Genomic DNA, 16041 nt, shown 5'->3' with positions numbered 1-16041 from the left:
GTCTCAGAGGCTGTTCGTGGACGACAGCTTGTCGGCTTCCGGTTTGAAGGGTGTCTTGGGGGCGCAGCTTCCGCAGGTGTCGCAGGAGCCGCAGCCCGAGGTCTTGGCGAGCGAGGCCGCCAGCTGGTCGGCACGTTGCTGGTCGACCAGCCCGGCGCGCTGCGTGCCCGCCGCGAGCTTGTGCGCCGCGCTGCGCCGCCAGCCCGCAGGCATCCAGCGCCAGACCGCGTAGAACGCGGCCGCCGCGACGATCAATCCGACGATCAGTTGCTGTGCCATTTCTTCTTCAAACCTTTCGCTGCCGGTTTTAACCTGCCCCGAGTGCCAGTGCAACGCGGTAGGTGATGAAGCATGCCGCGTAGGCCAGCGCAAAAAGATAGCCCGCCATGATCCAAACGTACTTCCACGACCCGGTTTCGCGCTTGACGGCCGCGAGCGTCGAGACGCACTGCGGCGCGAACACGTACCAGACCAGCAACGACAGCGCCGTTGCCAGCGACCAGCTCCCGGCGATCAGCGGTTCGAGCGCGCCCGCCACGTCGTCGCCAGTGGCCGAGAGCGCGTAGACCGTGCCCAGCGCGCCCACCGCCACTTCGCGCGCGGCCATGCCCGGCACCAGCGCGATCGAGATCTGCCAGTTGAAGCCGATGGGCGCAAAGATGTGTTCGAGCCCCCGGCCGATCATGCCGGCCAGGCTGTACTGGATGGCCGGGCCGGTCGCGCCTTCGGGCGGCGACGGAAAGGTCGACAGGAACCACAGCAGGATCGTGAGCGTGAGGATGATCGTGCCCACGCGCTGAATGAAGATCCACGCGCGTTCGTACAGCCCCAGCGCGAGGTTGCGCAGGTTGGGCCAGCGGTAGGCCGGCAGTTCCATCATCAGCGGCGAATGCTGCGCGTTGTCGCGAAAGCGCTTCATCACCCAGGCCACGGCCATTGCCGAGACGATGCCGAACACATACAGCGCGAACAGCACCACGCCCTGCAGGTTGAACACGCCGCCCACGGTGCGCGCCGGAATGAAGGCCGCGATGAGCAACGCATAGACCGGCAGCCGCGCCGAACAGGTCATGAGCGGCGCGATCATGATGGTCGTGATGCGGTCGCGCCAGTTGCTGATGGTGCGCGTGGCCATCACGCCCGGAATGGCGCAGGCAAAGCTCGACAGCAGCGGAATGAAGGAGCGGCCCGACAGGCCCACGGTGCCCATCACGCGATCGAGCAGGAAGGCCGCGCGCGGCAGGTAGCCGGAGTCTTCGAGCGCGAGGATGAAGAGGAAAAGAATCAGGATCTGCGGCAGGAACACGATCACGCCGCCCACGCCCGCGATCACGCCGTCGACCAGCAGGCTCTGCAGCATGCCCTCAGCCATGTGCGCCTTGAGCAGGCCGCCGAGCGCCTCGGTGCCGCCCTTGATGGCGTCCATCGGCACGTTGGCCCAGCTGAACACGGCCTGGAACATCAGGAACATGGTGACGGCCAGCACCAGCATGCCCCACACCGGATGCATCACCACGCGGTCGATGCGGTCGCTGGTGGCGAGGCTGCCGACCGGCTCGGTCACCGCAAGTCCGAGGATGCGGCGCACTTCGCGCTGCGTGGCAAGCACGTCGTCCAGGCCAGGCGCATGCCAGGGCTGCAGCGCGACGGCGGCCACGGGCTTGTCGAGCGCGTCGAGCAGGCTTTGGGCGCCGCCGGTGTGCACGCCGACGGTCTCGACCACCGGCAGGCCCAGCTCGCGCGACAGCACTGCCGTGTCGACCACGATGCCCTGCTTGCGGGCCATGTCGGTCATGTTGAGCGCCACCACCATCGGCAGGCCGAGCTTCTTCGCTTCGAGCACCAGCCGCAGGTTCAGGCGCAGGTTGGTGGCATCGGTCACGCACACCAGCAGATCGGGCAAGGCTTCCTGGCTCTGGCCGGTGACGATGTCGCGGGTGACGGCCTCGTCGGCGCTCAGCGCGTTCAGGCTGTAGGCACCCGGCAGGTCGAGCACGAAGACGCGGCGGCCCGAAGGCGTGCGGAGCGTGCCTTCCTTGCGCTCGACGGTCACACCCGCGTAGTTGGCCACCTTCTGGCGGCTGCCGGTCAGCAGATTGAAGAGCGCGGTCTTGCCACAGTTCGGATTGCCCAGCAGCGCAATGCGCCCCGGCTGCGCGGTGGCAGCGAAGCCGCCCGGCCCCTGGATGACGGCCTCAACCATGGTTCGCGGCTCCCGGCGTCACGTGAATGAGCGCGGCCTCGTGGCGGCGCAGCGCAAAGGTGGTGTGGCCCAGGCGCACCGCCAGCGGCTCGCGCCCCGGAATGCCGCTGGCCACGATGCGCACCGCTTCGCCCGGCACAAAGCCGATTTCGGTCAAGCGCAGCACGAGTTCGCGGTCGTCCGCGCTCTCGGGGCGCGCCACGTCGAGCACGGTGGCCCACTGGTTGTTGGGAAGCTGGTCGAGGTGCAGGACGGCGGGTGCCGGCGCTGCGCCGTTGTCATTGGTGTGCACGGTGAGAGTGCGCCCTGAATATCGGCGCGCCAAGTAAGCAATACCCGAATGCTAGCAATTCTCACTCGCGAAAACCTGACCAAGCCCCAGAAAGACCTCGATCCCCCGCCGAATCGGGGTTTTCGATCAGTTCAGTCCGAGCATTCCGCGCAGTTTGGACAGGTCTTCAGCCAGTGTGTTGACCCGGCCGGCGAGCATCTTGCGGTCGCGCTCGGTGAGCTTCGAGTACGTCTCGAAGCCGCCATCGGCCGCCTTGTACTTGGCCAGCGTGTCGAACACGGCCTTGAAATTGGCATCGGTCTTGTCCGAAAAGGCCTTGTTTTCCTTCACGACCAGCGGGCGCAGCAGTTCGACGATCTTGTAGGCGCCCTCGAAGTTGGACTGAAAGTCCCACAGGTCGGTGTGGCTGTAGCGGTTCTCTTCGCCCGAAATCTTGGTAGCGGCCACCTCTTCCATCAGCACGGCAGCGCCGCCCACCACCTTCTCGGGCGGGAAGGTCAGCGCGACCAGGCGCTTTTGCAGTTCGAGCACGTCGGCCAGCAGCTTGTCGGCCACGGGATTCAGTTCCTTGGTGCTCTTCTGGACCCACAAGCCGTACTCGATGCGGTGGAAGCCGCCGAAAGCCGGATCTTTCTCGGCCTTCTCATGGTCGTCAGCGCGCGAGTCGATCGACTTGTCGAGGTCGTTGAACAGCTCGGCCACCGGCTCGATGCGCTCGTAGCTGGTGCGCGTTGGCGCATAGAGCTTCTTCGCCTTTTCGATGTCGCCAGCCTTCACCGCAGCGGTGAAGGCGCGCACGTCCGTCGCCAGTTTGCGCACGTTCTCGGCCACGTAGATCTTGTAGTCGGAGATCGGTCCGACCAACTCGAGCGGCGACACGGCGGCTTGTGCGCCAACGGCATAAAGCCCGGCGAAGCCTGCAACGAAAGTGGCGAGGAAATGGCGGCGGAACTGCACGGTCATGGATCTCCTAGTTCTAGCGGTGGTGAAAAAAACTTGTGGTCCCGAAGAAGCGGCCTCAGGCCGCCATCAGGCTGCGCCCCAGCCAGTCGCGCTCGTCCTGCACGCCGGGCAGCGTGAAGAAGAAGCCGCCGCCGATGGGCTTGATGTATTCCTCGAGCGGTTCGCCATCCAGGCGCGTCTGCACCGCGATGAAGCCCCTCTCAAGGTCAGCCTGGTAGCAGATGAACAGCAAGCCCATTTCGAGCTGGCCCGACTTGGTGACGCCATTCGAGTAGTTGAAGGGCCGGCGCAGGATCAGGTTCGCATCCGACGCCCGGGTGCGCGGATTCGCCAGGCGAATGTGCGCGTCCATCGGCGTGGACTTGCCTTCGGTGTCCTTGGTGTAGTCGGGCACGTCGTGCTCCGTCTTGCCGCCATCCATCGGCGCACCGGTAGGCTTCAGGCGGCCCATGATGGCTTCCTGCTCCTGCAACGGCGTGCGGTCCCAGCGTTCGACGAAGTTGCGGATGATCCGCACCGCCTGGTAGCTGCCACCCACGGCCCAGGCCGGCTCGTCGCCCCCGGACTGCACCCACACGATGCCGTCCATCAGCTTGTTGTCGGCCGAATCGGGGTTGGCCGAGCCGTCGCGAAAACCCAGGAAGTTGCGCGCGCTCTCGGCCGGCTTGCCGGGCACGGCCGGAATCGGCGGCACGGTGCCTTCCTGCTTCCAGTGCAGCACCAGCAGGTCGGGCGTGTTCTTGATGATGTCGCGCAGCGCGTGGATGTTGGCGTCGGGCGTGTTGGCGCAGAACTGGATCGACAGGTCGCCGTGGCACAGCGCGGCATCGAGCGCGTCGTTGGGATGGCGCTGCATCTGGTTGAGCCGCACGGGCTTTTTCTTCGCAAGGCCGAAGCGCTCGTCGAACAGCGAGGTGCCGACCGACACCGTCACCGTCAATCCGTCGGGCTGCACCACCGGGCCGAGGATGCCCGAGCCCGCAGGCGGCAGCTTGGGATCGGGGTCGGTCTGCAAGCCGCCCTGCGTCAGGAAGGCGATGCGTTCGGTGAGCGTGCGGAACAGGCGCTCCAGGTCGGCACGGTTCTCGGCCAGCACATAGAACGACGCGATCATGCCGGCCGTCGGGCGCGGCGTGACGATGCCTGCCTGGTGCTTGCCACGGAAGGGCACGCGGTCTTGCGTATGGCTGCTCTGCGGCGCGTCGGTGACCTGTGCGCCGGCATCGGGCGAATTGGGCGAGCCCGCAGGCGCGGCGGCGGCATGGGCCGAGGCGGCGAGCCCGGCGAAGGCAACTCCCGCGGCACCGAGCATGCGGCGGCGGTGCGGCGAGGCGGGTTGCCCGGGTGCGGGCGCGGATTCGGGGGTCGGCTTTTCCATGGGGACTCTTCTCTTCAACTCATTCGAGGCCGAGCGCGGCATTCACCTTGCCGAGTTCGTCGGCAAGCGCGCGCACATCGGCTGCAATGGCTTTTCTCTGTGCTTCGTCGAGCGGCGTGGCCTTGAAGCCCTCGCCTTCGCGGTAGGGCGCCAGTGCGGCATCGAAGGTCGCGAAGCGTTCATCCACGCTCTTTTGCAGCGCAGGCGCGGCCTTGACCAGCAGAGGCTGCAGCAGCTCCGAAATCTTCTTTGTGCCTTCGTACGTGCCTTGCAGGTTCACCAGCTCGGCATGGCCGTAGTGGTCTTCACCGCCGGCCGGCAGGTTGTCGGCCACGCGGCGCAGCAGCTTGGACGCCGAACCGGCAAGGCGCTCGGGCGGCATGTTGAGCCCGCGCAGGCGTTCCTTGAGCGCGCCGATGTCGACCGCCAACCGATCGACCACGGGCGCCAGGCCCTTCACGTCGTTCTGGCTGTAGAGCGCGTACTCGATGCGATGGAAACCGGTGAAGCCGGGGTCGGCCTCGCGCTTCTCGAAATAGTCGGCGCGCGCGTTGATGCGCGTGTCGAGGTCGGCGAACAGCTCGGCCATCGGCTCGATGCGCTTGTAGGACTGGTGGGCCGGCGCGTAGAGCGCGCGCGCCTGTTGCAGGTCACCCGCCTTGATGGCGTCGGCCAAGCCGCGCACCGCATCTTCCAGCGTGCCGGCTTCGAGCCGCAAAAACACCTGGTACTCGGCCAGCGCGCCCACGTAGTTGACCAGCGAAGGCCGCGCCTCTTCGGCCTTCGAGGCCGCCGATGGCGTGACGTGCAGCTTGCCGCGCGGATTGCTCAGCAGGCCGCAGGTGATGGCAAAGTCGCCCGGCGACAGCTTGACCGTCATGGTCTGCGAGAAGCCCGGCGCGATGTTCTCGCGCTCCTCCACCACCATCACGCCGTCGAGAATTTCCCACTCGAGCGCGCGGTTCGACTTGTTGACGATGGTGAAGGTGGTGCGCCCCGCCGGCACGGTGATCTCGTTGGGCTCGCAGGCGTTGCCCTGGATGGTGACGGTGACGGCGTTGTCGGCCGCCTTGGCCGGCGCCTTCTTGGCCTCGTTCGAGGCATACCAGAAGGCCACGAGCCCGGCGACGACCAGCACCGCCGAAGCGGCCACCGCCACGCGCATGAGGTTGGAAGAGGAAGGTTTCGGTTCGGGGGAAGAAGAGGACATTGCAGGGTTTCAGCGGGCAGGCGCCACGCGAGGCGCCATCGCCGGAGGCGAGCGCAGGAAGAAGAACAGGGCTACTGCCAGGAAGGCCAGGTAGACGATGACCTCGCCCACCACGGGCGCGGCCTGGTAGCCCAGCAGGCCCGAGAGCACGGCGCCCACGGGGCTGTCCATCGGCAGCGTGTCGCTCATGTCGAACACCACCGTCTGCAGGTGGTTCCACACGCCGCCTTCATGCAGCTTGCGCAGCACGCCGGCCAGCAGGCCGGCCGCCACCAGAAGAATGAACAGGCCCGTGTAGCGGAAGAAGCGCCGCAGGTCGAGCCGCACGCCACCCGAATAAAGGCCCCAGCCGACCGCCACCGACACGGCGATGCCGGCGAGCGCGCCGACGGGAGCCTCCCAGCCACTGCTTTGCTGGAACACAGCGAGCAGGAAGAACACAGACTCCAGCCCTTCGCGCGCCACGGCCAGGAACACCATGCCGATCAGCGCCCAGCCCTGCCCATCAGAGCCCTTGGTGAGCGCCTTGTCGATGGAGGCCTGCAGTTCGCCCTTGATGGAACGCGCCGCCTTGCGCATCCAGAACACCATCGAGGTCAGCATGACGACGGCGATCAGCCCGACCACGCCCTCGAACAGCTCTTGCTGCTTCTGCGGAAACTCGGCCGCCAGCAATTGCAGGCCGGCGCCGGCGAACAGCGACAGCGCGGTGGCCAGCAGCACGCCGACCCACACCGCGGGCATCAACGCGCCGCGTCCGCTTTGCTTGAGGTAGCTGGCAACGATGCCGACGATCAGCGCGGCTTCGATGCCTTCGCGCAGCATGATGAGAAAGGGGATGAGCATCGGCTTCGGAATTCAGGGCAGATAAAGCCCCCGGAGCCGGCAGGTCAGCAACGCTCGACGTTGGCCCCACGGAGGAGCGAACGAGCATACCCCATCAAATAAGATCCATTCTCATCTGAGGGCTTTTGTTGCCGAATGGTAATGATTGCCCGGTCTCAGCCTCAGACAGTGAGTTCGACGATGCGTGCGCTGACGGCATCGCCGTCGATCAGGAGTTCGGCCACCGCGATGGGCAGCTTGAAACGGCGCGGACCTGCGCTGCCCGGGTTGACGTACAGCACGCCATCGCGCTCTTCGATCTTCGGCTTGTGCGAGTGGCCTGAGACGACCACGCGGACACCGGCGGCGGCCGGGTCGATGTCGATCTGCGAAAGGTCGTGGATCGCGTAGATCAGCACGCCGTCGATCTTCAGGAATTCGGATTCGGCGATCGCATCGGCCCACGATTCGCGATCGTTGTTGCCACGCACGACCGTCAGCGGCGCGATGGCTGCGAGCGCTTCCAGAATGCCGGCGTTGCCGATATCGCCACCGTGCACGATGAAGTCGCAGCCTTGCAGGAACGCGAGCGCCTCAGGCCGCAAGAGGCCATGCGTGTCGGAGATGAGGCAGACGCGAAGCATGAGGCGAAAGTGATTCTCGCAAACCCCGAGGCACCCGGCACAGCGGCCCGAAGGCACCTTCGGCCAAGGCATGATCGGCGCCATGCCCGAGGACACCACCCCCCAGATGCCCGTCAACGAAACGCCCGAAGAGGCGCCAGCCTCACCGCCTTTGCCGGTCGCCGTGCCGCGTGCGAGCTTGTTGCGCTGGATCGTCGGTGGCCTGCGCGCCGCCGTGCTGCGCGCACCCGGTGTCGATGCCACGCCCGCCCCCTGGCAACTGCTGCTGCTCGTGCTGCTGCCCGAGCTTCTGTGGGCCGGCGTCGGTCGCCTCCAGGTGGACGGCCCCGCGCAGCTCAATGCACTCGCGGCCCTCAACCCGCTCTGGACGCTGGGGCTGCTGGCATGGCTCGGCTGGTGCGCGCTTTCCGGCAGGGCCGCAAGCGGCGGGCTGGCGCGCTGGTTCGCGCTGGCCACCTGGGCCATGCTCCCGGGCAATTTGCTGATCACCTTGCTGTCCGTGGGTTATGCGCGCGGCTGGCTGCCCTCAGCGCTATCCAGCGCCAAGGGCTACTGGGTCGTCTTCGGCATCGGCTGCCTGTGGATCGTGCTGGCGCTGGCGCGCTTCACCGCGCGCGAGGTCGGCTCGCGCTGGCGGGTCGCCCTCTTCGTGCCGGCGTTCGTGGCGATGCTCACCTTGGGCTTCTGGCAACTGATCAACAGCGAAGAGCGCGTGTGGCTGCCCGACGCCAGCGCGGCATCTCCCGAACCCGAACGGCCGCGCCTGAAGCTGACGCAAGAGGTCTTCGAGCAGCAGCAGGCGCTGTGGGATCGCACGGTGAACGGCCTCGCCGACCGTCGTGCGGGCCAGCCCAATGTCTACGCGCTGGTGTTCGCGCCCTATGCGTCCGAAGACGTGTTCCTGCGCGAAAGCCGCATGGTCACCCAACTGCTCGAAGAACGCTTCGACGCCAAGGGCCATGTGCTGCATCTGATGAACCACGCCACCACGACCGACACGCTGCCCTGGGCCACGCCGCTCAACCTGCAGCGTGCCGTGACGGCGCTGGCCCAACGCATGGACCGCGACAACGACCTGCTGGTGATCTACCTCACCTCGCACGGTGCGCGCGACCACAAGCTGGCGGCTGCGCACTGGCCGCTGTCGGTGCCTTGGCTCACGCCCGAGGAACTGCGTACGGCCCTCGACGGCGCAGGCATCCGCCATCGCGTCGTGGCGGTGTCGGCCTGCTATTCGGGTGGATGGATCGAGCCGATGGCGAACGATCACACACTGGTGATGACCGCCGCCGACGCCACGCATACCTCGTACGGATGCGGGAGCCTGTCAGAGCTGACCTTCTTCGGCCGCGCGATGTTCAACGAAGAACTGCGCAAGACCCATTCCTTCGAGACCGCCTTTGCAGCGGCCGTGCCGCTGATCCGCCAGCGCGAGATCGAAGCCGGCAAGGAAGACGGTTTTTCCAATCCGCAGATCAGCGCCGGCGAGAAGATCCGCCCGCTGCTCGATCGACTTGCGCAGCGGCTCGATGCCGCCGGCAAGTAACGATCAACCGGCGACGATCAGGCCGCGAGCAACTGACGCAGCACGAACGGCAGGATGCCACCGTGCTTGTAGTAGTCCACCTCGATCGGGGTGTCGATGCGCAGGCGCACCGTCACCTCCTGATGGGTGCCGTCGGGCCGGTGCACGACCAGCTTGACGTCCATCTGCGGCTTGAGTTCGCTGCCGATCACCACGTCGATCTGCTCGTCGCCCGTGAGGCCCAGCGTCTGCCATGAATCGGCACCGCGGAACTGCAGCGGCAGCACGCCCATGCCGACAAGGTTGGCGCGGTGGATGCGCTCGAAGCTGCGCGCCACCACGGCCTTGATGCCCAGCAACTGCGTGCCCTTGGCGGCCCAGTCGCGGGACGAGCCGGTGCCGTACTCCTCGCCGCCGAACACCACCGTCGGCACGCCCGCTTCCATGTATTTCATGGCCGCGTCGTAGATGAACATCTTCTGGTTGCCCGGCTGGAACAGCGTGACGCCACCCTCTTCCTGCGTGCCGTTGGCATCCGGCGGAATCATCAGGTTCTTGATGCGCACATTGGCGAAGGTGCCGCGCATCATCACGTCGTGGTTGCCGCGGCGCGAGCCGTAGCTGTTGAAGTCGGCCTTGGCCACGCCGTGCGCCTTGAGCCAGATGCCCGCGGGCGAGCTTTCCTTGATCGAGCCGGCCGGCGAGATGTGGTCGGTGGTGATCGAGTCGCCGAACAGCGCCATGACGCGCGCGCCCTTGAAGCCCGCGTCCGACGCATGCGGCTTCATCTTGAAGCCCTCGAAGAACGGCGGCTCGGCAATGTAGGTGGACTTGGGCCAGTCATAGACCTGGCCGTTGGTGCCCTTGATGCTCGTCCAGAACTTGCCCGGATCGGTCTTCACCTTCTCGTAGTTCGCGCGGAACGACTTGGCGTTCATCGCAAAGCGCAGGTTGTCGTCGATCTCCTTGGGGCTGGGCCAGATGTCGCCCAGGTAGACGTCCTTGCCGTGCTTGCCCTTGCCCACGGGTTCGGTCATCAGGTCGGTCATGACGTTGCCGGCAATCGCGAAGGCCACCACCAGTGGCGGCGAGGCCAGGAAGTTGGCCTTCAGATTCGGATGGATGCGCGCCTCGAAATTGCGGTTGCCCGAGAGCACCGCCGCGCCGATCAGGTCGTTCTTGGTGATGGCTTCGTTGATCTCCGGCGTCAGGTCGCCGGCGTTGCCGATGCAGGTCGTGCAACCGTAGCCGGCGAGGTAGAAGCCGAGCTTTTCGAGGTACGGCAGCAGGCCCGCTTTTTCGAGGTACTCAGTAACGATGCGCGAGCCGGGCGCCAGCGAAGTCTTGATGTGCGGCTTGACCGTCAGGCCTGCCTCCACCGCCTTCTTGGCCAGCAGGCCGGCCGCGAGCATCACGCTCGGGTTCGAGGTGTTGGTGCACGAGGTGATGGCCGCGATCAGCACGTCGCCGTTGCCGATGGTGACGCCGCCCTTGGGCGCGGGAGGCGCCGTGGCGCTGGTGTGGGCCGCAGCCTTGGTCGAGCGGTTGGCAACCATCTCGACCAGTTCGCGCGGCGAACCGGCGGGCGGCGCCGCGGTCTCGTTGTCGTTGCCCTGCCCGGCCGTCACCAGCGGGTAGCGCAGCTTGAGCTTGTCGGCCGGCTGGTTGAAGCCGTTGGCGTCGTTGGGCTTGCTGTAGAGCTCGGAGAACTTGGTGGCCAGGTGGCCCAGGTCGATGCGGTCCTGCGGGCGCTTGGGGCCGGCCAGGCTGGGCGACACGGTGCCCAGGTCGAGCTTGACGATCTTGGTGTAGTCGATCTCGCCCGGCGCGGGCATGCCGAACAGGCCCTGCGCCTTGTAGTAGGCCTCGAAGCGCTCGACCTCTTCCTTGGTGCGGCCGGTGCCTTCGAAGTAAGCCACGGTCATTTCGTCGACCGGGAAGAAGCCCATGGTCGCGCCGTATTCGGGCGCCATGTTGCCGATGGTCGCGCGGTCGGGCACGGCGATGGATGCAGCGCCGGGTCCGAAGAATTCGACGAACTTGCCCACCACCTTCTCGGCCCGCAGGATGGACGTGACGTACAGCACCAGGTCGGTGGCCGTGACGCCTTCGCGCAGCTTGCCGGTGAGCTCGAAGCCCACCACGTCGGGCGTGAGCATGTAGACCGGCTGGCCCAGCATGGCCGCTTCGGCTTCGATGCCGCCCACGCCCCAGCCGACCACGCCGATGCCGTTGATCATGGTGGTGTGGCTGTCGGTGCCGACGAGCGAGTCGGGGTAGTACGTGGGCTTGTCGCCCTTGTCGTACGGGCTCTTGTAGACGCCGCGCGCGAAATACTCGAGGTTGACCTGGTGCACGATGCCGAAGCCCGGCGGCACGACACGGAAGGTGTCGAAGGCCTGCATGCCCCACTTCATGAACTGGTAGCGCTCGTTGTTGCGCTGGAACTCCAGCTTCATGTTCAGGTCGAGCGCCTTGGGCGTGCCGTAGTAGTCGACCATCACCGAGTGGTCGACCACGAGATCGACGGGCACCAGCGGCTCGATGGTCTTGGGCGACTTGCCCAGCTTGGCGGCCACGCTGCGCATGGCGGCCAGGTCGGCCAGCAGCGGCACGCCGGTGAAGTCCTGCAGCACCACGCGGGTGACGACGAAAGGAATTTCGTCGGTGCGCTCGGCGTTGGGCGCCCAGTGGGCCAGCTCTTCAACGTGCTTGGGCGAAACCTTCTGGCCATCGCAATTGCGCAGCACCGATTCGAGCACGATGCGGATCGATACGGGCAGTCGGTCGATGGTGGGGTATTGCTTGGCCAGTTCCTTCAGTGACCAGTACTTTCCGGCTGTGCCCGATGCGGTCTTGAAGGTCTTGAGAGTGGACGCAAAGGCGTGCGCCGGTGCTTTGGCCATAGAGAAACTCCTGTTTGTTCGTGGAAGCTCCTCAAGGATAGCGGGGATCAATGTCAGCTGTTGTAGTCTGGCTTCCCCGGAAATGGTCTCACGGCGCTATGGCGTTCATAGCGAGAAACGCCCCTCCGACGGGCCTGTCTGGGAACTCCGGAGGCGCTGAAGGTGGCTTGGTGCACTTGCGCCCGGGGTACGTGCGAATGACACCAGGTGCTCCCCTCCGCGAATGTCCCCCGCTTCGCTCCTCCTTTATTTCGCTGCGGGGAGCACCTGGCGTCATTCGCACCTGGGCACGCTGCTGGTGTACCGCTGATCAAGCACCGCTCTGTCCAACGCTCACGCTGATACGGGGCTCTTTTTCGCGAAATAAAGGAGGAGCGAAGCGGGGGACATTCGCGAAAAAGAGCACCGTGTCGGCGTGAGCGACGCCCTGAACAACAAGCCCCAACGTGTCCCCGAATAAATCAAAAACAGCCCCTCACGCCAAGGCCACGCCAGAACGCCCCCGGGTCCGACGCAGCCCGGTCCATTGCAACTCGGCCAGCACCACCACGCACAGCACCTGCGCCAACACCCAGGCCACACCCAGCGCAGTGATCGTGAACATGCCACTGGCCAGCAGCGCAATACAGGCCAAGGCCCAGCCGAAGTTGCCGACGATCACAAGACCGATCAGCGTGCGCGGCGGCGTGCTGCGGCTGGCCATGAAGGCGGCAGCCGCCGCGTACACCAACAGGAACACACCCGTGCCCATCAGCAGCGGCGCCGGCAGCCCGGTCCACCCGGCCAGGGCATCGGTGAACGCCACCTGCAACGCACCGGTCGCGGCGCAGGAAGCGGCGTCGGTCCACATCACGGTGGGCAGGAAGCGAGGGGAGGCAAAGACGGACATGTGAATCTCCTTGGGGTGGTACGCCGCAAGCCAGTCCTGCCGCGTTGGAACCAATGATTCCGGCCCGCGTGCGGCGCGTCGATGACCTGGGAGGTCATGGCGCCGCGCCGCCAGCACGCCAGAATGCGGCCCATGAACACCACCCGCACTCACTCGTCCAAGGCCAGCCAGCCCGGCGCGCGCGATCCGTTCGGCGTCCACCTGCGGCACTGGCGCACCCACCGCCGCCTGAGCCAGCTTGACCTGGCGCAAGAGGCCGAAGTCTCGACCCGCCACCTGAGCTACGTGGAAACCGGCCGCGCCGCGCCCAGCCGCGAGATGGTGCTGCGCCTGGCCGAGCGGCTCGAAGTGCCGCTGCGCGAACGCAATGCGCTGCTGGTGGCGGCCGGCTTCGCGCCGATGTACCGGCAGCGCTCGCTCGACGACCCGGCGATGGCCTCGGCGCGGCGCGCGGTGGACCTGGTGCTGAAAGGCCACGAGCCCTTCCCCGCACTGGCCGTGGACCGCCACTGGAACCTGGTGGCGCACAACGCGATGGTGCCGATGCTGATGGAAGGCGCAGCGCCCGAACTGCTGCAAGCGCCCATCAACGTGCTGCGGCTGAGCCTGCATCCGGACGGCCTGGCCTCGCGCATTGCCAACCTTGCGCAATGGCGCACCCATCTGCTCGAACGGCTGCAGCAGCAGATTGCCGCCACGGGCGACGTTGTGCTGCAGGCACTGCACGACGAACTGGGAGCCTACCCCGCCCCCATGGTCAGCCACGACCTGCCCGCCATCGACACGGAGCTGTCTGCGGTGGCCGTGCCGATCCAGTTCGTCACCCCCAACGGCGTGCTGAGCTTCATCAGCACCATCACCATCTTCGGCACGCCGGTGGACGTCACATTGCAGGAACTGGCGGTGGAGTCGTTCTTTCCGGCCGACGAGCAGACGGCGGCGGCGCTGACGGCACTGGCTGCGCAGTCGGCAAGCTGAGGTCGCGGCTCTTCTGGACGGGCCCCTCGAAGTCATCCACCTGGATGACCTTGTCGGCCGCCTTCAAATAGGCCAGCGCCAATTCGGGATCGGCCGCCGAGCGCGCGGCTTCTTCCAGCGAATTCGTGCGGCGCAGCACCTTGTTGAGCGCGGCGGTCGTGCCGCCCAACTGCGCACCCAGTTCCATCGCATGCATCAGGTCGCGCAGGCCACCGGGCGCGGGTTCGCTGAGGTCGGGCGCCAGTCGTTCGACGATGCGCGGGTTCGTGCGCAGCAGGTCGGCCAATGCGATCAGTTGCACGTCGCGCAGCGGCGCCAGGTGCGCGGTGCGGCGCAGCACCAGCGCGCCGATCACGCGGCGGCCGGCGGTCGGCAGGTTGGCGTACAGGTCGCGCAGGATCTTGCCGGCCTCGTCGAGCTGCATGCGGATCGCCGCCTGTGCGAAAGGCAGCAACTCGGGCGCCGCATCGACGCGGTAGCGCCAGATGCAGGCGCTGGCCAGATAGAGATGCGCGAGCACATCGCCCAGCCGCGCCGACAACAGTTCCATGCGCTTGAGCTTGCCGCCGAGCATGCCCATCGCCAGGTCGGCGGTGAACGCGTACTTGGCGCTCATGCGCGCGACCAGCCGCGCCTCGCGCATCAGGTCTTCGGGCGGCTCGCCCAGCACCGGCGCGCCGAACACGCTGTGCCACAGGTTGACCGCCACGTGCTTGCCGTGCGCAATCAGCGCCTTGCCGAGCGCGGTTTCGTCGTTGGCCTGCACCGCCGCCATTTCGTCGAGCACGTGCGGGTGGCAGCGCACCGCCCCCTGGCCGAACACGATGAGCGCGCGCGTGAGGATGTTCGCGCCCTCCACCGTGATCGCGATGGGCGCCTGCCGATAGGCCACGCCGAGCAGGTTCGATGGGCCGGCGATGATGCCCTTGCCGCCGAGGATGTCCATGCCGTGGTTGACCGCGCGCCGTCCTGCCTCGGTGAGCTGCACCTTGAGGATCGCGCTCGCCACGCTGGGCCGCTCGCCCTTGTCGAGCGCCGCGGCCGTGAAGCGGCGCGCTGCATCGCTCGCATACAGCTCGGCCGACATCTGCGCGATCAGCCCCGCGATCGCGTGGAACTTGCCGACCGGCATGCCGAACTGCTCGCGGATCTGCCCATAGCCGTTGCTCACGTAAAGGGCGGTCTGCTGCATGGCTGAACCCAGCGCGGGCAGCGAGATCGCGCGCCCTGCAGCAAGGCATTCCATCAGCATGCGCCAGCCCTGCCCGACCTGCTTTTCGCCGCCGATGATCCAGTCCATCGGCACGAAGACCTGGCGGCCGTGGATCGGGCCGTTCATGAAGGCACTGTCCATCGGGCGGTGGCGCCGGCCGATCTCCATGCCTTCGTGCGGCACGGGAATCAGCGCGCAGGTAATGCCCAGGTCGCGCTGACCTTCGGGCTGGCTTTCATCGACCGCGTGGAAGGCCAGCCCGACCACGGTGGCCACGGGTGCCAACGTGATGTAGCGCTTGTCGAAGTCGACCAGAAAGCCTTTGGTGAGCTGGCCGTTGAACTCGCGTTCGACCAGCACGCCACGGTCGGGGATGGATGCCGCGTCCGAGCCGGCATACGGCGAAGTCAGGCCGAAGCACGGCAGTTCGCGGCCATCCGCCAGACGCGGCAGGTAATGGTCTTTTTGCGCATCGGTGCCGTAGCGCAGCAGCAGTTCGGCCGGGCCCAGCGAGTTGGGCACCATCACAGTGACGGCGGTGGCCGTGTTGACGGTGGCGATGCGGGTCACCACGGTGGCGTGCGCAAAGTGGCCGAAGCCCAGGCCGCCGAATTCCTCGGGAATGATCATTCCGAAGAAGCGCTTCTCGCGCAGGTAGCGCCACACCTCGGGCGGCAGGTCGCGCGCCTGGTCGATGGCGTGGTCGTCGAGCATGTGGCACAGCTCGCGCACTTCGCGGTCGAGAAACGCCTGTTCGCGTTCCGTCAGTTGGTTGGGGCCCATGGCCGCGAGCGCATCGAAGTCCGGACGGCCGGCGAAGAGCTGGCCCTCGAAGCCGACCGTGCCGGCCTCCAGTGCAGCGCGCTCGGTGTCACCCAGCGGCGGCAGCGCCTTCGAGAATGGCTTCATGGCCCATCGGCCGATCAGTGTCGCCAGCGGCATGGTGCGTCTCCTTCGCCGCGACGAAAGCGCGGCTCGGCACCATTCTTGGAGCGCGGGGCTGCTCGCGCGGGCC

The 16041-nt window shown here is 66.7% G+C and carries 13 protein-coding genes; 2 read left to right on the top strand and 11 right to left on the bottom strand.

The window, feature by feature from the left end:
• Window positions 1-3: 3 nt before the first annotated feature.
• From H7F35_RS20305 to H7F35_RS20270, 8 genes are all read right to left on the bottom strand, one after another.
• On the bottom strand, window positions 4-279 hold the full coding sequence (locus H7F35_RS20305; protein WP_187108390.1) for a DUF6587 family protein: 276 nt from the start codon (window positions 277-279) through the stop codon (window positions 4-6).
• Between the two features lie 28 nt (window positions 280-307).
• Window positions 308-2203 carry a ferrous iron transporter B gene (locus H7F35_RS20300; RefSeq protein WP_187108389.1) on the bottom strand — a complete coding sequence of 632 codons (1896 nt, stop codon included), beginning with the start codon at window positions 2201-2203 and terminating at the stop codon, window positions 308-310.
• Complete coding sequence (locus H7F35_RS20295) at window positions 2196-2495, bottom strand: ferrous iron transport protein A (RefSeq protein WP_187108388.1); 300 nt, start codon at window positions 2493-2495, stop codon at window positions 2196-2198. Before H7F35_RS20295 ends, H7F35_RS20300 begins: the two co-directional genes overlap by 8 nt.
• A 126-nt stretch (window positions 2496-2621) precedes the next feature.
• A complete protein-coding gene (gene efeO, locus H7F35_RS20290) occupies window positions 2622-3458 on the bottom strand; it encodes an iron uptake system protein EfeO (RefSeq protein WP_222621961.1) in 837 nt (278 codons plus the stop codon).
• 55 nt (window positions 3459-3513) lie between these two features.
• Window positions 3514-4836 carry an iron uptake transporter deferrochelatase/peroxidase subunit gene (gene efeB, locus H7F35_RS20285; RefSeq protein ID WP_187108387.1) on the bottom strand — a complete coding sequence of 441 codons (1323 nt, stop codon included), beginning with the start codon at window positions 4834-4836 and terminating at the stop codon, window positions 3514-3516.
• Window positions 4837-4855: 19 nt separating this feature from the next.
• A complete protein-coding gene (gene efeO / locus H7F35_RS20280) occupies window positions 4856-6046 on the bottom strand; it encodes an iron uptake system protein EfeO (protein WP_187108386.1) in 1191 nt (396 codons plus the stop codon).
• A gap of 9 nt (window positions 6047-6055) precedes the next feature.
• Window positions 6056-6892 (bottom strand): iron uptake transporter permease EfeU, encoded by an 837-nt coding sequence (gene efeU, locus H7F35_RS20275; RefSeq protein ID WP_187108385.1) that lies wholly within the window; start codon window positions 6890-6892, stop codon window positions 6056-6058.
• Window positions 6893-7053: 161 nt separating this feature from the next.
• Window positions 7054-7515, bottom strand: coding sequence for a metallophosphoesterase family protein (locus tag H7F35_RS20270; protein WP_187108384.1), 462 nt, complete (start codon window positions 7513-7515; stop codon window positions 7054-7056).
• 82 nt (window positions 7516-7597) lie between these two features.
• On the opposite strand from H7F35_RS20270, the gene H7F35_RS20265 reads away from it, so the two are divergent.
• Complete coding sequence (locus tag H7F35_RS20265; RefSeq protein ID WP_187108383.1) at window positions 7598-9061, top strand: C13 family peptidase; 1464 nt, start codon at window positions 7598-7600, stop codon at window positions 9059-9061.
• Window positions 9062-9078: 17 nt separating this feature from the next.
• Here the strand turns inward: H7F35_RS20265 and H7F35_RS20260 are convergent, their stop codons facing one another.
• Both H7F35_RS20260 and H7F35_RS20255 read right to left on the bottom strand, forming a co-directional pair.
• Window positions 9079-11946, bottom strand: a complete 2868-nt coding sequence (locus H7F35_RS20260) for an aconitate hydratase (protein WP_187108382.1) — start codon at window positions 11944-11946, stop codon at window positions 9079-9081.
• A gap of 475 nt (window positions 11947-12421) precedes the next feature.
• Window positions 12422-12835: a hypothetical protein gene (locus tag H7F35_RS20255; protein WP_187108381.1), complete on the bottom strand. Its 414-nt coding sequence runs from the start codon at window positions 12833-12835 to the stop codon at window positions 12422-12424.
• 132 nt (window positions 12836-12967) lie between these two features.
• Between H7F35_RS20255 and H7F35_RS20250 the strand changes: the two genes are divergently transcribed.
• Window positions 12968-13813, top strand: coding sequence for a helix-turn-helix domain-containing protein (locus tag H7F35_RS20250; protein ID WP_187108380.1), 846 nt, complete (start codon window positions 12968-12970; stop codon window positions 13811-13813).
• Here H7F35_RS20250 and H7F35_RS20245 read toward each other — a convergent pair.
• Window positions 13719-15968, bottom strand: a complete 2250-nt coding sequence (locus tag H7F35_RS20245; RefSeq protein WP_187108379.1) for an acyl-CoA dehydrogenase — start codon at window positions 15966-15968, stop codon at window positions 13719-13721. The genes H7F35_RS20250 and H7F35_RS20245 overlap by 95 nt on opposite strands.
• Window positions 15969-16041: the final 73 nt, after the last annotated feature.

The organism is Variovorax sp. PAMC26660, from assembly GCF_014302995.1.
GTDB lineage: Bacteria > Pseudomonadota > Gammaproteobacteria > Burkholderiales > Burkholderiaceae_C > Variovorax.
The sequence above is the reverse complement of the archived record's forward strand: the minus strand, read 5'-3'. Positions and strand labels throughout refer to the sequence as shown.